This window comes from Micavibrio aeruginosavorus, from assembly GCF_051245535.1.
Classification (GTDB): Bacteria; Pseudomonadota; Alphaproteobacteria; order Micavibrionales; family Micavibrionaceae; genus Micavibrio; species Micavibrio aeruginosavorus_D.
In genome coordinates, this window is the sequence record NZ_CP195303.1 from 1,968,025 (window position 1) to 1,987,784 (window position 19,760).

13 protein-coding genes are annotated in these 19,760 nt (G+C 54.0%); 3 read left to right on the plus strand and 10 right to left on the minus strand.

Translation table 11 applies throughout. The features are described 5' to 3' along the window. Window positions 1–2 precede the first annotated feature (2 nt). The 3 genes from ACSC94_RS09570 to ACSC94_RS09580 all read right to left on the minus strand — a co-directional run bounded on the left by ACSC94_RS09570 (window position 3) and on the right by ACSC94_RS09580 (window position 5,260). Complete coding sequence (locus tag ACSC94_RS09570) at window positions 3–2,411, minus strand: 3-hydroxyacyl-CoA dehydrogenase NAD-binding domain-containing protein (protein WP_435640610.1); 2,409 nt, start codon at window positions 2,409–2,411, stop codon at window positions 3–5. Window positions 2,412–2,592: 181 nt separating this feature from the next. Continuing rightward, complete coding sequence (locus ACSC94_RS09575; protein WP_435640611.1) at window positions 2,593–3,891, minus strand: hypothetical protein; 1,299 nt, start codon at window positions 3,889–3,891, stop codon at window positions 2,593–2,595. Between the two features lie 241 nt (window positions 3,892–4,132). Continuing rightward, window positions 4,133–5,260: a thiolase family protein gene (locus ACSC94_RS09580; protein ID WP_435640612.1), complete on the minus strand. Its 1,128-nt coding sequence runs from the start codon at window positions 5,258–5,260 to the stop codon at window positions 4,133–4,135. 324 nt (window positions 5,261–5,584) lie between these two features. Between ACSC94_RS09580 and ACSC94_RS09585 the strand changes: the two genes are divergently transcribed. Both ACSC94_RS09585 and ACSC94_RS09590 read left to right on the plus strand, forming a co-directional pair. Next, on the plus strand, window positions 5,585–6,010 hold the full coding sequence (locus ACSC94_RS09585; RefSeq protein WP_435640613.1) for a TIGR02300 family protein: 426 nt from the start codon (window positions 5,585–5,587) through the stop codon (window positions 6,008–6,010). Beyond that, window positions 6,011–6,970, plus strand: coding sequence for a 50S ribosomal protein L11 methyltransferase (locus tag ACSC94_RS09590; RefSeq protein WP_435640614.1), 960 nt, complete (start codon window positions 6,011–6,013; stop codon window positions 6,968–6,970). Between the two features lie 33 nt (window positions 6,971–7,003). On the opposite strand, the gene ACSC94_RS09595 is transcribed toward ACSC94_RS09590, so the two are convergent. From ACSC94_RS09595 to ACSC94_RS09610, 4 genes are all read right to left on the minus strand, one after another. After that, window positions 7,004–11,818 carry an mRNA ribonuclease gene (locus ACSC94_RS09595; RefSeq protein WP_435640615.1) on the minus strand — a complete coding sequence of 1,605 codons (4,815 nt, stop codon included), beginning with the start codon at window positions 11,816–11,818 and terminating at the stop codon, window positions 7,004–7,006. 9 nt (window positions 11,819–11,827) lie between these two features. Further along, window positions 11,828–12,604 carry a hypothetical protein gene (locus ACSC94_RS09600; protein ID WP_435640616.1) on the minus strand — a complete coding sequence of 259 codons (777 nt, stop codon included), beginning with the start codon at window positions 12,602–12,604 and terminating at the stop codon, window positions 11,828–11,830. A 250-nt stretch (window positions 12,605–12,854) separates the two neighbouring features. After that, window positions 12,855–13,349 carry a competence protein CoiA family protein gene (locus ACSC94_RS09605; protein ID WP_435640617.1) on the minus strand — a complete coding sequence of 165 codons (495 nt, stop codon included), beginning with the start codon at window positions 13,347–13,349 and terminating at the stop codon, window positions 12,855–12,857. A gap of 137 nt (window positions 13,350–13,486) precedes the next feature. Further along, on the minus strand, window positions 13,487–14,152 hold the full coding sequence (locus ACSC94_RS09610; protein WP_435640618.1) for a hypothetical protein: 666 nt from the start codon (window positions 14,150–14,152) through the stop codon (window positions 13,487–13,489). Window positions 14,153–14,308: 156 nt separating this feature from the next. On the opposite strand from ACSC94_RS09610, the gene ACSC94_RS09615 reads away from it, so the two are divergent. Then, window positions 14,309–16,042 carry an ankyrin repeat domain-containing protein gene (locus tag ACSC94_RS09615; protein WP_435640619.1) on the plus strand — a complete coding sequence of 578 codons (1,734 nt, stop codon included), beginning with the start codon at window positions 14,309–14,311 and terminating at the stop codon, window positions 16,040–16,042. Between the two features lie 13 nt (window positions 16,043–16,055). Here the strand turns inward: ACSC94_RS09615 and ACSC94_RS09620 are convergent, their stop codons facing one another. From ACSC94_RS09620 to glmU, 3 genes are all read right to left on the minus strand, one after another. Further along, window positions 16,056–16,406 carry a DUF3147 family protein gene (locus tag ACSC94_RS09620; protein ID WP_435640620.1) on the minus strand — a complete coding sequence of 117 codons (351 nt, stop codon included), beginning with the start codon at window positions 16,404–16,406 and terminating at the stop codon, window positions 16,056–16,058. Then, a complete protein-coding gene (gene glmS, locus ACSC94_RS09625) occupies window positions 16,407–18,236 on the minus strand; it encodes a glutamine--fructose-6-phosphate transaminase (isomerizing) (RefSeq protein WP_435640621.1) in 1,830 nt (609 codons plus the stop codon). A 129-nt stretch (window positions 18,237–18,365) separates the two neighbouring features. Continuing rightward, the gene (glmU, locus tag ACSC94_RS09630; RefSeq protein WP_435640622.1) at window positions 18,366–19,715 is read right to left on the minus strand and encodes a bifunctional UDP-N-acetylglucosamine diphosphorylase/glucosamine-1-phosphate N-acetyltransferase GlmU; all 1,350 of its coding nucleotides are present in this window, start codon (window positions 19,713–19,715) and stop codon (window positions 18,366–18,368) included. Window positions 19,716–19,760: the final 45 nt, after the last annotated feature.

Below are 19,760 nucleotides of genomic sequence, written 5' to 3' on the forward strand. Positions count from 1 at the left end.
CCTTAGTTCCGGAGCGGCTTGCCGGTGGATAGCATATTTTCAACGCGGGCCTGTGTGCCCTCGTTCTTCACCAGCTTCATGAATTCATAGATTTCCAGTTTCAGCAGATCCTGTTCACTGACCGGGGCGGTCCAATCGGCCTTGGCCCCACCGGACAACACCGCCGACAGGTGATCGGAGACGACCACATCATACGGTGTCGCCTTGCCCGATTTTTTGAAATCGGCCACGGCCATATCCAGCGCGACCTTGCCCGTCGGGCCCGGCAGGCGGATGGATTCAACCGGTGTCGGCGCGGCGTAGTTTTGCGCCAGCTCCAACGCCTTTTTCTTCGCATCGAACAACAGGCGATCACGGTTCATGGTGATGCCGTCGCGGTCACGGAAATATCCAATGTCTTTGGCTTCGGTCGCGGATTTGGCAACGGTCGCCGTGCCAATCACTTCGAACGCTTTGCGCACCGCACCCATCGGGGTGTTTTGCGGTGACATCCACAGGCGGTCGCCGCCGCCGATGGCTTTCTTGTATTGTTCGCGTTCTTTTTCCTGGAAGCGCAGGATCAATTCCTTGCACCCACCCCAACCGGGGATCAAACCGACACCGACTTCGACCAAGCCACAATAGGTTTCGGCATGCGCCTGCACATGATCAGCATGCAGCAGGATTTCACACCCACCGCCCAGCGCCATACCACTGGGGGCCGCGACAACCGGGAACGGCGCGTATTTCAGCGCCATATAAGCCTTCTGCCCGCCGGAGATCAATTCCTCAATCTGCGGCCACAGGCCGATATTCATGGCGAAGATCGCCAGACCGAGGTTTGCACCAGCGGAGAAATGCGTACCTTCGTTATAAATAACCAGCGCTTTCCACTCACCCTTGCCATCGCCGATTTTTTTGATGGCGTGGTGGTAGACATCGAACACATCATTATCCAGCGCATTCATCTTGCCGGTAAATTCAACACACAAAACGCCATCACCCACATCCCACAGGGCGGCGGACGATGTTTTATAGAGCGGTTTGGAATAGAGTTTGATATCACGCAACAGCAAGACGCCTTCGGCGCGGACCACATTGTGATAGGCCCCATCGGTGCCGAAATATTGCATCTTGCCGTTTTCAACGCGGTAGAATGACCCGCTGCCCACCTTCTGCACCAGCGCCGGAACGGTTTTACCCTCGGCCTTCAACGCATCGGCAAACCATTGCGCGCCCAGCGCGTCGATCATTTCAAACGGACCGAATTTCCAGTTATAGCCAAGACGCATCGCTTCATCGACATCGGCGATTGAATCGGCAATATCCGGCACCAGCGACGCGGCATAGGCCAGCGTATCGCGCAGAACAGCCCACGCATAACGGCCACCCGCATCATCGGTGGTGACGACGGCGCGCAAACCGGCTTTACCCGCATCAACGGAATCCAGACGCGGTTTATCCGCCTTGCGATAGGCCGATTCACTGAAAGACGGCGCGGTGATATCGAACGCCTGCTTTTCTTTCTTCCCGCCCGTGGTATCGAGGCGGTAGAAACCACCCTTGCCCTTACGCCCCGTATAACCCGCGGCGATCATGCCCTTGATAAAATCAAAATCACGCGAAATGCGGCGATATTCATCGCCCTCCGGCAACGTGGACAGCAGCGATTGTGCCAGATGCGGCATCAAATCAATCCCGACCAGATCGATCAAACCAAACACACCCGTTTTCGGGATGCCGACCGGTTTGGACAACACGGCGTCGGCCACTTCCACGCTGACCTTCTGATCCACGGCGTGGTTCAGGGAGGCCTGCAGCCAGAATGTGCCGATACGGTTGGCGATAAAGCCCGGCGTGTCATGGCATTCCACAACACCCTTGCCCAATTGAACATCACAGAAATCACGCACCAGTTTGATTGCGTCTTTGCGCGTTTTCGGACCCGTCACCAGTTCCAGCAAACGCATATAGCGCGGCGGGTTAAAGAAGTGCGTGATCATAAAATCCTTTGCCAGCGCATCACCAAACGGTTCCACCAGCAAATGCAGCGGAATGGTCGATGTGTTGGACGAAATGACGGAGCCCGGTTTGCGATGCGCCTGCAATTTTTCATACGTCGCATGTTTGATTTTCAAATCTTCCAGAACGACTTCGACGATCCAATCGCAATCGGACAGCAGCGCGAGATCATCCTCCATATTCCCCGGCGTGATCAGCTTGGCATTGCGCTTCGACATAAACGGGGCCGGATCGGCCTTCAACATTTTTTCGATGGCACCCTTGGCCAGCATGGAGCGGTCCGCCGCATCTTTCGGCACGATATCCAGCAAGACCACCGGGATGCCCGCATTGGCGATTTGCGCCGCGATGCCCGACCCCATAACACCCGATCCGATAACGGCCACTTTTTGGATGGAGGAATTGCTCATGGTTTTGGTCCCTTTGGATGGATTGAGTTTCTTGAAAAAGCCAAACATGGTGTGCCGATTCTGATGAAAAACGGTGGAAGGCGGGAGCGACGCAAAAGATTCAAGCGCCGTGAATAAGATAGGCTGCGCCAGCCGGTTTGTACAGTCGCGGCACGCAAAACAAGCTTTAAAAAGCGGTTTCTTAAGACGCCGCGATGGAGGATGCGGCAGATTGCGGGGTGGGTGTCGATCCGGTTGCGGATGTATTGTCATCCGCCCCGTCTTCATCACCCAAATCGACCCCTTCGATCTCGGCCTGCGCGACATTTTTGTGATAATCGCGTTGCAGGACGCGGAATTCCTCGACCACTTTGGCGGATTCGCGGATGATGGTGGGAACCTCGCCAAAGAAGTTATTTTGTAAATAGCGGGTTCGGTTGATAACGGTGGATTCATATTCCCGCACCGCCCCCATATCCGCCAAAGGCCGGATCAGGCCGGAGAGCATTTTCCGATAAAGCGTCATCAGGTTTTCCAGTGACCCAATCACCATCATCTTGTCCCGCAAATGCGACAGCGTGCCGAGTTTAAATTCCATATAAGGCATGCTGTACTTCATCACGAATCCGTTGATTTTGCGGATTTCCTGCGCCTGCGCCTCCATCACCAACCCCAGTTCGGCGGCGCGCAGGAACAGTCGTTTTTCTTCGTCCTGTAAATCGGATTGGTGTTGATCGTAAAAATTGACCAGCCGGGTCAGGGTTTGATCCAGAACCTGACGCACGGCATCGGGCCGTTCGGCCCCGAAACGCAATTTCCCTTCCAATGCGGCCTTGGCCACGGTGCGGGCGCGTTTCATGTCACCGATGCGCAAGGATGCCCGCAGGGACCGTTCCATGCCTTCGGCCTCCACCGGGCCGTACAACGCCTCCAGCGATTTGGTCACCACCACCCAGTCATTTTCCATGCTGGCCAACAAATCACGGGCGGTGCCAAAACGTAATTTATAATCCAGCAATTCGGCTTTGCGTTTTTCATACCGGGCCATCATCACGCCCGCATCCGCCGTCCATTTGATCTTGCGGCCCGAAATGTCCAGTGCCTTGGATTTATCGTTGCGAATACCATCGCGCACCAACGTCGTAAAACGGTTGATGTGCATATAGGCCACGGCAAAATTGGTGATATTGCCCTGTAGTCCGCGCAGGACGTTGCGGGCCTCGGCCTTCAAACGGGTGGCATCCGGGTGGTCTTTCGGGCGGCCGGGAATTTTCATCTGGGCCTTCACATCATGGGCGGCCCATTGCATGGCGTAATCGAAAAATTGCTGGAACAGGGTTTTGAGTTCTTGCTCCTGCGCTTTCACCTGCGCCTCGTCATAACTTTCGGAGGCGGCGGACACGATGCCGTGGACCCGTTCCATAAAACCGCGTTCAACCGCATCAAAATCGGTTGCGTCCGTCAAACCCAGGGATGTCAACAATGTGACGACAGCACTCAATACGCAGAAACCCCACCTCGATCAGTAACCTCAAAATCCCCGCCCGCAGGGGGATGGCGGGCCTTTGCTGCACCGCCGCACCACACAATGGTAAACGATCCCCGTAAACATGATGTAAACGTTAACGCACCATCTTTGACTGAAATGAAGGAAAAATGGCCAAAAACAAGGCCGGAAGGTTGCCCCTCCGGCCTGAATTTTTGCCTTTTGCCTGCGCAAAAGGATAGGGCGCGCACTGTGCTTAGGCCGCTTCCAGAATAATCGCCGTGCCCTGACCGCCACCGATACACATGGTGGCCAGACCGGTTTTGATGCCTTCGCGTTGCATCAGGCTGGCCAGTTTGCCGGTGATCCGAGCACCGGAGGCGCCCAGCGGGTGGCCCAGTGCGATGGCACCGCCATCGATGTTCAGGCGAGATTGATCAATGCCCAGTTCCTTCACCACCGACAAGGATTGCGCGGCAAAGGCTTCGTTCAATTCAAACAGGCCGATATCCTTGATCGACAGACCCGCACGGGCCAGCGCCTTCTGCGAGGACGGCACCGGGCCGATGCCCATGATTTCCGCCGCACAACCAGACACGCCGATCGATTTGATCCGCGCCATGATTGGCAAATTATGTTTGCGGGCATAGGACTCAGAAGTGACCAGCACCGCCGCGGCCCCATCAGTCAGCGGCGAAGACGTGCCCGCCGTCACCGTACCATCGGACAGGAAGGCCGGTTTCAAACCGGACAGAATTTCGAGTGTGGTTTCGCCACGGATAATGCCATCGGTTTTAATATCGCCAATCGGCACGATTTCCGCATCGAATTTGCCAGAGGCTGCCGCCGCGGCGGCTTTCGCTTGGGATTTGGCGGCGAATTGATCCTGCTCACCGCGGGTAATTTGATATTTGCTGGCCAGATTTTCGGCGGTTTCACCCATGCTCATATAAGCCTGTGGGAAGGTTTTGGCCAAAGTCGGGTTCGGCATCGGGTTAAAACCACCCATTGGAATGCGCGTCATCGATTCAACACCGGCGCAGATGAACACATCGCCCGCGCCCATGGCAATCGCCCCGGCCGCCATGTGGATCGCCGTCATGGACGAGCCACAGAAGCGGTTCATCGTCACACCGCCCACCGATACCGGCAGACCCGCCAACTGGACCACGATACGGGCCAGGTTAAAGCCCTGCTCCGCCTCAGGGAAGGCACAGCCCATAATCAGATCTTCGATATCTTCCGGCTTCACGCCCGTTTCTTTTACCAAGGCGCTGATCACAGCGGCGGCAATGTCATCGGGACGCACTTTTGCCAGGGCGCCCTTGGTCGCCAAATGCATCGGGCTGCGTTTAAAGCCACAAATTACGGCTGTTTCTGTCATCTTGTAACCCTCCGGATAGATGGGAAATGACCCCGGGAACCCGGAAACGGGTGGGGTGAGTCGGTTTGTCCGTCCCATACATTACAGGGATATAGGGTGTGAATCTATGGGTTTCGAGGGGGGCACCATACAACCAGACCCTCAAAACCGCACAGGGCTCCCCCTTGTCCATCCCCTGCCCAGCCCCCGCCTTTTCTCTTTGACATTCCGTTTGACTCCCGGGACAATTCCGGGCATCACCTATCCCTATCAGGGGAATACGGGAAATTACGAAAAAACCGCCCCGAACCCCGATCCGATTTTTATTGAAGGAGACTTAAGTCAGTGGCCACCGCAACCGACAAGAAGGGCATGAAACGCATCTGCAACAGCTGCAGCGCCCGTTTTTACGATTTCAACAAACGCCCGGTGATCTGCCCGAATTGCGCGGCGGAATTTACCGGCGAAGTGAAGCTGAAAGCGCGCCGTAGCCGCGCCATCGCCAATGACGAAGGTCAAGTGAGCCCGGCCGCCGCCGCCGATGCGGACGAAGCCGCCGAAGAAACAGAAGATGAAGACGAAATCGAACAGGAAGACGATACCGTCAGCCTGGACGAAGTCGAAGAGCTGGAAGAAGCCGAAGCGGATGAGCCCGCCGAAGATGATATTGAGATCGACGACGATCTGGATATCGAAGATGATCTGGACGAAGACGATCTGGATGATGATGATTTCGACGACGAAGATGAAGACGAGGACGACGAAGACTAAGTGTCTGACGCATCTCTTTATACCGTTACAATACGCCTTCCGGCTGGCCTGAGCGATGTTCAGGCCAGCTTTTTTGCTGATGAAGCCTTTGGCGGGGAACAGATTTCATCGTCATTGGTGCGCGAAATCCCTGCATCCGAAGGGGATCTGAAAGCCACGGCGTGGACCATTCAGTGGTTGATGGCGGGCATCGCCGACACAAGCGCGCTGGCCAACCAGCTAAACGAAGCCGCCATGATGTTCGATCTGGCGGGCATAAACCTGACCCCGGCGGATTTGGATTGCGTCACGGTCAACCCGGACACCAATTGGCTGGAACAATCTTATCGCAGCTTCCCACCCTTTACCGTGGGCCAGTTTTATATTCACGGCAGCCATTCCACCGATCCCGCGCCGGATGGTTTCCGCGCGTTGCAAATTGATGCCGCCACGGCGTTTGGGTCCGGTGAACATGGCACGACGGCGGGCTGCCTGTTGCTGCTGGAGCAATTAAAGGCTGACGGTGTTCAGCCACACCGCATTCTGGATATGGGTTGCGGGTCGGGCATTCTGGGCATTGCCGCATGGATGTTGTTCGACCGCCCCGTCATTGCCAGCGATATCGATGCCGAATGCATTCGCGTGACCGATAATCACGGCCACATCAATCATATTCCCGTGTGGGATGAACAACCGACCACCACCGGCATGGCCACATGCGCGGGAGACGGGTTCCGTCTGCCGCTGGTGCAAAACCACGCGCCTTATACAATCGTGATTGCCAACATCCTGCCCGCGCCGTTGCTGGCCATGGCCAACGATCTGGTTGCGGCGATGGAAGACAATGGTTTCGTTATTCTGTCCGGGATTTTGAATGAGCAAGCGGACGAAGTTGAAAACGCCTATATCGCCCTCAACCTAAAACCCGTCACGCGCATGGTGCGCGGGGATTGGACGTCGTTGTTGATGCGGAAAGAATAAAAGAAAAAGGCCCGATTAACCGGGCCTTTTTCTTTATCCTAAATTCTGCTTCGGCGGCTTCGGTGTTCGCACCTTGGATTTTGCCAGCGGGCGCTGGTATGTGCCATAGGGGCGGTTATCGTCTAGGCCCAGCAGGCGGTAATCATTGGCGGACAGCGCCCAATCCGGATCGTTATTCGCGATCTTCGTCTTAATGTCCTGCACCAAATTTTCTGTTTCCTGCAAAATCGCTTCGGCCAGTGCGCGGTCTTTTTTCGACTTGCCCGCCATGCGCTCTTCCCAATTTTCATGGGCGCGTTTGATTTGCATTTCCAGTCGACCCAGCGACACCGCATCCGTATCGATCAGGCCATGAATACGGGCCTTTTCCTTAGCCTTTTCACGGGCCAGATCATCGGGGTGCAGGTAGTTTTTCGTTTTGCCAAACAATTGCGCGTGTTCCATTTGCGCGCGGTACAGCACGGCGACATACCGCTCCCGCACCTGAACCGAATGGAATTGATCCAGCGCGTGGGCCCGTTCGCGGTTGATGCGATCGGATTCCTTGGCGTTTGCAAATTCTTCGGCGCACGGTACGAACAATTTCGCCAGTGCCTTGTCATGCGCCGACATTTCCATGAAGGCCGGGGCATAGACCCGTTCTTCCAAGGTTTGTTTGCGGTCGAAATCGGGGAAGTAGCGCGCCATTTCCATCGCGCGCACCATATTCGCGGCCATTTCCGGGTTGCGCTCGATGAAGTGTTTGTTCGCCTTCATCTGTTCCAGCGATGCGCCACGGTTTGCGCCAATGGCAATGCCGCGTTCCACCGATGTCACCAACGGTTGTTTGTTGATGCTGATCACCTCAAACGCTTTGTGCAGGCGGTGATTCCGGTCGCTCATAATCTCGGCAATTTCCTGCGGCCCCATATGCATAAATTCTTTGGGGTCGAAGTCGGAGACGTTGAACAAAACCGCCTTGTTCGCGTAGCGACGCTCAGTTGAGCGGCCCACATAAACACCGATATTCGCGCACGCCTTGTACGCCGTACGGTTGACGTAGGTCAGCAAGTGACGCGGATACACCATGCCATTATGCGTCCCGCCGAGATATTTTTTCACCTCGGCCTTGTTCGCGTTCATGGTCATGCGGGTGTACAGTTCCGGATCAATTTCGCGCATGAACTGGTCCAAACGGCGTTCCATGATCACGTCGTTGCGCCCTTCGTGCGCCGCGCCGTCTTTCTTGGACACCAGATTGTTGGAAATCATCAGCCCTTCGACCGTGAAATCCGGGAATTCCGGGTTTTCCGGCTTGCGGCGGACCTTGAATTTATCCGGGCGCAGATAGGCAAACATACGCGCCTTGTTGCGAATATCGCTGCTGCGAATACCGCCACCGCTCATCGGGAAATAGTTCAAATCCCCGGCGGCGAAGGCCAGTTGCTGCATCCACATATTGTCGGCGTTGAAAATATTCGCGCCATCCACCATGGTTTTGATATGCACCATGCGCGGGGATTTCAATTCTTTCTTCTTTGACGGGTCCAGAACATAGTTGATGGTTTTCTGTTCATAGACATTCACGCCATTATCGCCCTTGGCCTTGCTGCGGCTGGCATCTTCGGGCTTCTGTTCGGCATCGATATACAGGCGTGATGCCGTATGCTCGTTGCCCTTTTCATCCTTGAACGAAACTTCCTTCGATTGCTCCAGAAATTCCTTGATCTTGAAGTAGAACAGACGCTGCGGGAAGGCACCGCTCAATTCACCCGGGTGATTAAAGGCATCCTTTGCATCCACCGGCGGTTTTTCATACAGGGCCGACGGCATCACATTGGTGGTCAGCAACGCATCCAGATCCGGCAGGATCGTACGCGGCAGAATTTGATAATAGTTTGCCCATTTTTCATTCGCATCACCCAGTAAATCATACTGAACCGCGGCGAACTGATGAATAGCGGCATACCGGCCCAATTGGGTCGTTTCGGTGTCGTAGGTGATGCCGCGCATAAAGCCGTTCTGGATATAATAATCCGGCAACGACATCGGCACGCGGCGTTGTTTCGGGTTCAAATTCGCCCCGTCGATGTTCAACACGGCATCATGCTGGTCCCGTGCGGCGCGGCGGAGTTTCAGGCGGTGTTTTTCATCACCGCTTTCTTCACGCGCATCCGCAATTTCGCGGATCATATCACCCATCGGGGTTTTAATTTCCGGCGGAACGATTTTGGTCAGATATTCGACATCTTCACCACCACCAAAATGCTGGTCCTTCGGACGCTTGATGGTGATGTAGGTCATCATTGATTTTTCTTGCCCAATGATCGCGCAACCCTTGTCGTCGGAAATCTGGATGACGTCTTGTTCGCTCGGGTTAATCGCGGTCATGCCGTGCTTGACCATCAGGGCCGAGCTGTGCGCGCGTTGCGGCACATCGCCGTGCGTGGCCAGACCGTATGGCGCCCCGGCCATATCCATCATGCGCTCGACATCTTCTTGCCCGCCGTGGCCAGAGGCATGTTCGATCACATATTCGTAACCGCGGCGCTCCAGAAACTGGATCACTTCGTTATAGTGTTTTTCCGACCCCGGAATTCCGGTTTGGGACACAATAAATTTATAACGCTGCGGCGTGATAAAGCCGAGATTCTTCTGGTCCTTGTTCTCAATCAATCGGTTGAGAATGGACATTTGTTCGTTGTGCGTCCCGGTGACGACCAGACCATGATGGCGGATATCACCATTCAAAATCGCATTCACACCAACGCCCGTCGGTGTGAAGTTCAAAACCCGGCGACCAAAGGCCGTGCGGGCATGTTCCTTCAACGTCCGGCCATTGCGGCGACCAATTTTTTCCAAGACTTTTTTGGTGAAGCGCAAGGACGCACCCAGCACAATCGTATCACGATCGGTTTCACCATAGGCGTCGGTGGTGGTCACCAAACGGGCCGCGTTCGTTCCGATATGCAGGGTGACCGGGGCCTTGTCCGGCGATTTGTTGATAAATTCAACCATGCCTTTTTTCACGTCGTCTTCACGTTTAACCGGGCCAACGAAGCTGGCGCGCGTAGAATCGACCGTGACCATCGTCGGCTTCAACGCCGTGATGCGTTCAACATCAAACACCGGGTTGGATTCAACCGTCTGGTCAAATTTCGCGTCGGAATAGTGGAACAACGACCCCTTCGGCGTTTTCACGAACACCCAGTTGGTGGGCGCGGAGTGCGGGGTCCAGCCAAATTCGGCGGTGATGTGCTTGCTGATCTGCAGTTCTTTTTTGCTGTCGATCAGGGAATCAATGACCGTCCATTTTTTCGGCATCCATTCCTTGGGCACATCGAGCTTTTTGCAGATATCTTCGATATGCATTTTGGTGGCCGCATTACAGACCACATGATCCATCACATATCCGGCCAGCAACATATGCGGCACGCCGCCATTATGGTCATAGTGCCAGTGCGTGATAAACGTCGCCGCCGCCTGATATTTCGGCTTGTGTTTCGGGTTGTTGCGGTGGCGGTAATAATCGCCCGCGAACGCCATTTTCGCGTCATACCCGGTTTTATCGCGGTCCAGCGCCATGATACCCACATCGCGCACCAGCGATTCGGTGACCATCTTGCCCTTGTCATCGATATATTCGTAATGATCGGCGAAGCAGTTCGCACCCAGACCGCGTTCGCGGCCCGGCAAATGTTCGTTGGTCGGGTTACCGCCCAGAATGCGGGTGGTAAAGCGTGCACCTTCTTCTTTCGTCAGGGCCGGTACGCCGCTGATCGCTTTTTGCGTGTTGGTGTAGCCGATAATATCACCCAGATCCGGCACGATCCCATCGCGGACATCCAGCATCGCGTCATGCGCGAAGTGCAGAATGCGGACCATGTTTTTGTGGTCGCTGGCGCGTTGTTTGCGATCACCGATCGTCGCGGCGGATAATTCCACCAGACCCTTGCCCTTTTCGCTCCGCACCGGGCGGAAGGACAGTTTGACCAGATTGTGGTCCTGATAATCATGGCTGGCGGCCAGATCTTTCTTCGCCAATGTCATTTCAACATTGGTGTGATCGGCGGATTCGCCACGGACCATTTCGGCCTGCAGGCTGTAGCGCACGGAATCCTTGTCACGCCCAGCAACCGTTCCGCGCGTCGCCGCGTGGAACAAGACCGGCTGGCCCGGACGGGCGGCATAACCCTGTTGGAAGAACCCGGTCACCGCCGGAACATATTGCGGCGGAATACGCAGGGAGCGGGTGATATTCTTGCGCCCTTCTTCATAGGCCAGACGGGCGTTGCCGTCCTTGTACGTGTTGGGCAGCGGTTTGATTTTCAAACCCGCATCCTTGGCAATATTGCCCAGCATCGGCATGCGCTGTTCCAGACGCAGCGTTTCCAAAACCTGCTGACAGGTGGACACGGCGGCTGTCACCGCGCGGCGATCGTGCAAATTGATCACTTCGCCCTGCACCACCAGTTCGGTGATGCGCATGACATCCTTGCCCTTATGCTTGGTCGGCTCGGCCTTCAGCGTCATAAAGGGGGTGGTGATGTTGTCGCCGTTGGGGCGGTGGACCCAATGTTCGATGGCCACGGTAATCGCGCCGCCATCCACCGGATTTACATCGGCATGAACGCCGTGAATGGCGCCCTGTTCCGCATAAAACTTCACCCCGGCATAACCGGAGTGACGGGATTCGTAGTATTTCTGGGCATCAATGCCAATTTCAATCGGGAAATAGCGCAGATCAAAATCCGCCGCGCGTTCAAATAAACGCCCCAAACTCATCACGGCCTTCGGAGTCTTTTTCACATCCCCAATCTGTGTATTGGGAACGTCATCCTGATCCGGCGTGTTTGTGGTGTTGGTCATTGTTCCCGTTTACTCCCCCAAGAAACGCTTGTCCCTGTGTATGCTCGTTATTTTTTCTGGCATACGGTCATCGGATGCGGGCTGGCCCGTATCCATCACACACCCACTTGCTGATCGCCGGTCCAGCATCTGTGTCCGGTTTGGGCGATCATAGGCTGTTGCCAGTTTCGGCCCCAAAGTCGGGCGGCGCGACGGCACAGTCAGTTTTTTATTGTTTTGCTTCCCACCCGATCCCGATTGGCCATCATTCAGGACATCATCCGACGTCCGGCGTAAATCGGGGTGCAGGCGGTGCAGTTCCAAAATCCGTTCAAAATCAGGAACCTGATCCGCCTGGATCTGGTGCAGGAAGAATAGCGCGGCATTCACGGCGCGGGAAGAAATTTTTTCCGTAATTTTAATCGGCCGCGCCATGATTTTCAGGCTGATAACCGAGCGCGCAGGCACGGAAAACCGCCGCGCATCGAACACGATTTCCATAACCGGAAGATCGGTCACTTGCCCCATCAAATCGTAATGCCACGAATCGATGCGCAACAAAACCGTATCGGCCCCGTCACAGGGTGCGCCGTTTCCATGCACGGCGTGGCAGTTATGAATGGAGTATCCCAGACCCAGAATGGTGGATTCGGCGGAATCCCGCCGGGTCGCGGCGGATTCAGGTTTCTGTAAAAATTCGAAGAGGGTCCACCCGGCAACCGGCCAATTCAGCCGCGCCGCAGGAATACAGATAGAATGGGCCTCACCCGTACCGGGCAGCGGCGTTATTTCGGTTCTGTAAGCCACGTTTACTCCTGCGCATCTTTTTGTTTTATTTATAAAAAGACGTGAAACCTGATGGCAGTGATAGGCATAAGAATTTTTTATTTCAAGACTGGTTTCCCACCCAATCTCGTGCAATAACTCTACCCTTCCCCTGACGCCCATACCATCCCACACCCGGTCTTATCCACAGGGCGGGATTTTGCATTCGCGCCGCTGACGCGTAATGCGTGTAGCGGAGAATACGCCAATAAGAGAAGCAAAGGTTTTCTCATTACTTCCATCTTCTGGCGCGCCTCCCTGCAAAAATTTCTTTCCATTCTGCAATTTGCATCTGATCAATTTCCTCGCGCGTTCTTGCTGTACCGCTGATGGGCACATCAATCTCGCCCTCAAACGCTGCGGGGGTAATGTTTAAGTCTGATTTGGTACACACATCGCTAATGTAATCTCCATTTGATCTGTATGAAGATTCATTTTTTTGCACATGACGTTCGACTTTCTCTTCTTCCTGAGACTGGGCACACGCTGGCGCGCCCTTATGAGCCCAATGCCAACTCCTTATTTCTCCACATCGTGCGTATGTTTCACTTTTACAGTGTGGACATACCCCTTTTAGCTTTGGTTGAGGCTCAATTAAGCAGTTGTTCACAAGGGCAAGGCGCATAACTTTCTCCAATATGCTATAGCTGCGCACCCCATCAAAGATAGGGCACCAGTCAAACGTTAATGAGGAAGAATTACTCTGCAGCGCTTGCCAGCTTGTCACTGGACTTCTTTATTATTGTCTTCGACGTTCAGGCAAGCCTCCGTCGGTTCTTTTAGCTCAGTGACTTGGAAATCACTGCATCCTGCAACTATGTAGAGTACGCTCTCACAAAATGAAATTCAATATTATTGAATTTGTTATCGCACTGGGCGCGGCAAACGGCGATACAAGCCCAGCAGATAGAGCAGCACGAAGTAATAGAAGCACAGCTCTTGCATCTCACTGGTGCGTTCGAACAAATTGATGCCCGTGCCTTCGACCACTTTGTCCAGCAGATGCACACCAATCGCCAGCGCCGCCACCACCCACAACGCCGTGGACGGATAAAACGCATTGAAGCGCGCGGGCAATACCGCCGGACGAACTTTACGCAACAGCGGAATAATCAACCCGCCCACAGCCACCCCGATCATCAGGATCAGCCGCGGCTTCTGGTCCAGCCAGGCGGAGGTGTTGTGCAGATTGGTTTCATTCTGGTCGTTCAGATGGGTCCAGAAATCCGGCGTGCCCCAGCCGACAAAATGCTGGCCCCAGCTAATTTCCTCGCCCGCGACATAGAAACAGCACACAGCAGCAATAGCCACCCAAGCGCTCATCAGCAGATCCGCACGGCGATCCATGGGCACAAACGTTGCAATCGCCACCAACACCGCAGCCACCAGCACCAGAAACTGCAAATTCTCATACAGCCCCAATTCGCTATACATAAATTCCAGCGTCGGGCGGTCCAGCAACCGTTCCGAAATAAACTGCCCCACGATCAGGACGGGCGGCAGGATGTAGAACCAGAATTTAGTGAGCATGGTGGGAAAACCCTGTTGAAAAAGCTATACGCCGCATGATGGAACATCTCTTCAAGATATTCAACCTTGTAGCCACCCTAGGTTTCGCATAAATTTTAGCAATAACAAAAGTTTAATACGGCCTTGCGAAACACAATCCATTTAGAGCCCCAAGACATGAAAGCAGCCATCACACTCTTCGCCCTGGCAATCGGCATATTCTGCCAAATAAATCCCGCCTTTGCCTTTGCGCCCGAAAAACCCACCCTTAGCATTAACAAAGACAATGCTCTGTGCGCCCCGTTCTTATCCGCATGGCAAAACGTATTTGAACAAAATGGACCCGTTAATGAGTATGCGTTACCTCTCAATAACTATTTCGAGCCATCGCAGCTCGTTCAATTCCCGGAAAAGGCGCCTCCCAGCCTTTATGGACATGCCTATTTTTTTCAAGCTGACCTAGATGCCGACGGCATTAATGAAACTCTCTATATAGAATCGAATGAAGTCGGATGGCGTTATTTAGGCATAAGCCTATATCTGGTGAAAAATTTCGAAGAATTAAAAAAGGAATTTTCGGTCACAATCGGAGATAACATTCCATATGATATTCGGGAAAAAATAATTCCCAAACTCGATCCACAAGACACACAGAAGAAAAAACATTTTAAAAAAATATATTCTTACGGCCCGGCAGAATACGTCCATTTTCTGAAGAAAAGTGAGGCACTTTATAGTTTTTCAATTCCAGAACCCCCAGCACCGCAAGCAGCCAGCTCAACAGAACTTGTTTCAATCAGCGCAAACGGCACAGAAACCATCTGCAAAATCGATCTACTTCCTGCAAAAAATAAATATCAGGCATTTATTGATAAATCTGACGCCTACAAGACACTACAGAACATTTATGGCGGCATTGATAAATGCATGGGCACAATGGGGTGGACAGCAAAACCACTCGATTACAGCCTCTCAAATATTTTCGAAAGGCCCCATGTTTTATTTCGCGAACAAAAACATGATTTGCCTGATTTAGATACAGCACGACGCCTTAGATATCTATCGTGGGGCACATCCGATCCAATCAGCTGGAAATCTTTTGAAGCCATAGAAAATGCAGAACATGATTTTACTCAGTACATGACCGAATATTATAAAAAGCATTTTTCCTTCACAAAAGAGAAGGCGAATAAAGCAGCCCAATTAGCATGGAAATATTGGCTGGATAGCGTTATTTATGCCCGCAGTCCAGACAGATATAAAATTACAGCCATCGTCCCTCCTTTTACGGTAGAACCAGGCATAACCACACATGATTTAGTACACCAGGCCTTTTTAGCCCTTCAGGAAAATGATCCGAACTTCTACGCACGCACAGAAGTTCTTTCAGATCTTCTGCCCGCTTTGATCTACACAGCGTCAGAGACAGAGAACGTCTCAAAAATTTATGGGACCATTCATGCACGCCAGAAAGAAATTTATCCGGCTTATTACAAAGAAATCCTCAACAAAGCCCTTTTAGCATCAATTGGAAATACGGAATTTCTGCAGCTCAGCATGAATAACGGCGCAAACATCAACGCGGAAACAAATTGGTTCAAAAAAACGCCTCTGATGTATGCAGCACAAATGAATGATGCAGAAAGTATAAAATTTCTTATCACACATGGTGCCAACGTAAACGCAAAAACAGACTCAAGCAAAAATGGCTGTTATCACCTCAAGCAAGATTACAGAACTCCATTAATGTACGCCGCTGAAAACGGGGATGAAAAAACAATTCGTCTATTGATAGACGCCGGCGCACGCCTTGACGACGTAGACAGCAACGGAAATTCAGCGGAATGGTATCTGGAAAAAAATACGATAGTTTCAAATAAAGAAGAGCTCAAAGCCCTTCTGCGTCCATAACAGAAAACCATCCCTAAAGAACAATACCGAACCGTTTCAACAGGAACGTCATGCCAAAATACAGAATAATGGTCATCAGACAGGACAAAACCAGCCCCGCATAAAACGGCACGCCATGGCGCAGCAGGGCCGGGAAAACCAAAAACATCGGCAAAGACGGCAAAACGTACCAGAACGTAGCCTCAGCATGGCCGGCGATGCGTTCCGCATCCGCCGTATCGCGCCACAGCCAGATCATGGCCAGAACCGAAACCAGCGGCAACGACGCAATCAACGCCCCAAAAGCCGGCGAGCGGCGGGCCGTTTCCGACACCACCGCCACCAGAATTCCAGAGATCGCCGCTTTGATGAAGGCGTAGAACATTTACTCAACCGTCACCGATTTCGCCAAATTGCGCGGCTGGTCCACATCGGTGCCCTTGGCCACTGCGACATGGTAGGCCAGCAATTGCACCGGGATCACGTACAGGATCGGGGCGACGAAGGCGTCGGAGACCGGCATGCGCACGGACCAGCGGCAACCGCGGCCCAGTTGGGTCAGGCCGTCACGGTCGGTGAACAGCAAAACCTGACCACCGCGGGCGATGGTTTCCTGTACGTTCGAGGCGGTTTTTTCGAACAATTTGTCATGCGGGGCCAGAACGACCACTGGCACCTTGTCGTCAATCAACGCGATGGGGCCGTGTTTCATTTCCCCGGCGGCGTAGCCTTCGGCGTGGATGTAGGAAATTTCCTTCAGCTTCAGCGCGCCCTCAAGTGCGATCGGGTACATCGCACCGCGACCCAGATACAAAACATCGCGGGCTTCGGCAATTTCGCGCGACAATTTTTCAATCGTCCCCGCCGTGTCTTGCAACACAGAGTTCACGAGGGACGGCAATTGACGCAGAGAATCCGACATCGCACCAACAGCCTTGGCATCAATTGCGCCCTTCTTCGCCGCAGCGGCCAGAACGAGGCAGGCAAGCGTGGTCAATTGCGTTGTAAACGCCTTGGTCGACGCCACACCAATTTCCGGGCCCGCCAGCGTGTGCAGGACCATATCGGATTCACGTTCAATCGTGCTTTCGATCGTGTTGACGATGGAAACGATTTTCTGACCCTGACGTTTGCAATAGCGCAACGCTTCCAGCGTATCGAGCGTTTCACCAGATTGAGAGACGAACAAGGCCACGCCGCCCGCAGGCATCGGCGCTTCGCGGTAGCGGAATTCGGACGCCACGTCGATTTCAACCGGAATGCGGGCAATTTGTTCGAACCAGTATTTCGCCACATGGCAGGCATAAAACGCCGTACCACACGCCACCAATGTCAAACGCGGAGCCTTTGCCACCATCTCCACCAGATCGGCGGGCAGTGTGATGTCACGCGTGGCCGGGTTGATGAAGGAGTTCAGCGTATCGCCAATCACGCTCGGCTGTTCAAAGATTTCTTTCAACATGAAGTGGCGATATTCGCCCTTGCCCGTTGTTTCACCGGATTGTGCGGTAATGCGGATGGGGCGGGAAATTTCTTTGCCTTCACGGTTGTAAATGACCACACCACTGGCGTTCACGCGAATGCGGTCGCCATCTTCGAGGAAACAGATTTTTTTGGTCAGCGGGGCCAGCGCGTAAGAGTCCGACGCCACATACATTTCACCGTCGCCATAGCCCACGGCCAGCGGCGTGCCCTGACGCACACCCACCATCAAATTATTTTCATTGGCGAAAATCACGGCCAGCGCGTAAGCGCCCTCCAAACGGTCAAACGCCGCATTGGCCGCGCTCACCGGGTCCATGCCCTGTTTCAAATGATGGTCAACCAAATGGGCCACCACTTCGGTATCCGTTTCGGTTTCGAAACGGCATTGATGTTGCTCCAGCTCCGCCTTCAACGCGGCATAGTTTTCGATGATGCCGTTATGCACCACGGCCACGCGTTCGGTCGCATGCGGGTGGGCGTTGCGCTCGGTCGGGCCGCCATGGGTAGCCCAGCGTGTGTGGCCAATTCCAATGGGCCCACGCACCGGCGTTTTTTTCAAACGCTCATCCAGATTGATCAGCTTGCCCTCGGCGCGCAGACGTTCAATTTTGCCATTGTCCAACGTGGCGATCCCGGCGCTGTCATAGCCGCGATATTCCAGACGGCGCAAGCCATCCACCAAACGCTGGGCGACGTCATCTTTGCCAACAATACCAATAATTCCGCACATAGTCTGTTCCTCTGTAGGTTTTTTATAACAATTCAGAATTCTTAATCGTCATACCGGCGAAGGCCGGTATCCAGTCTATAGACCGCATGGACCCCGGCCTGCGCCGGGGTGACGGAGGGATTTATCGTGTCATGATTTCTTCTGCTTCTTCGCCCGGAATTTCGCCGCCCAGCCTGCCAGCATGCGGGGTTCGGCGCGTTCGACGTAGAGGGCGTCATCGGCGACATCTTTGGTCACCGTGGCCCCGGCGGCAATATACGCGCCCTTACCCACCGTCACGGGGGCCACCAGCGTCACGTTGGAGCCGACCATGGCGTTATCACCGATCACCGTTTTGAATTTTTCAAAGCCGTCATAATTGGCCGTGATCGCGCCGCAGGAGAAATTGACGCCCGCGCCCACATCGGCATCACCGATATAGGCCAGATGGCTGGCCTTGGCCCCATCGCGCATATTGACGTTTTTCGTTTCGACGAAATTGCCGATTTTTACTTTCGGCCACAAATGCGTGCCGGGGCGCAGGCGCGCAAACGGGCCGATGGTGCAACCCGCATCAATGCGCGCCCCTTCGATATGGCAGAACGCTTCAATCGTGACGTTATCTCCCACGGTGACACAGGGGCCGAATACAACATTCGGCCCAATCACAACATCGCGACCAATTTTCGTGTCGTGGCAGAAAAAGACGGATGATGGGTCGATCAAGGTCGCGCCATTATCCATGGCCGCGCGGCGGAGGTTTTTCTGCGCAATCGCTTCGACCACGGCCAGATCTGCGCGGGAGTTCACCCCGGCAACTTCATCGGCGTTGTACAAAATGCTGACGCGGGTTTTGATGCCTTCGCGCGCGGCGATTTCGGGCAGGTCGGTGATGTAATATTCACCTTGGGCATTGTTGGTTTGCAGTTTATCCAGCCAGCCGGACAATTTTGTCCCGTCGATACAGAACGCACCCGTGTTGCACAATTTGATCGCGCGTTGTTCGGGCGTGGCGTCCTTGTCCTCAACAATTTTATTCAGCGTGCCATCCGCATTCATCACCAGACGACCGAACGCCGGCGGCGTTTTATATTCAACACCCAGAACAGCAATGCCCGTTTGCGCGTCGTGGCGGCGGGCTTCAATCAACCCCTGCATCATCCCGGTGGACAGCAACGGCATATCGCCCAGCAAGACCAGAATATCACCGTCAAACCCCTGCAACGCGGGCATGGCGGCGCGCACGGCATCACCCGTGCCCATCGGCACCTTTTGAACGGCGGTGGCGTGCGGGAAAACGGCATCGCCCACACCCGGCGCATCCGGCGCAGTCACCACGATAATCTTGTCTGGCGACAAGGCCTCGACCGAGCGCAGCAGCCAATTGATCATCGGCCGCCCGGCGATTTCGTGCAGAACCTTCGGCGTGGCGGATTTCATCCGCTTGCCTTGTCCGGCAGTCAGAATCACACAAGCTAGTTTCGAGGAAGATGTGGTCATAGGGCTGAAAACTCGTTCACTTAAAACAATTCGATCTTGTTCTTT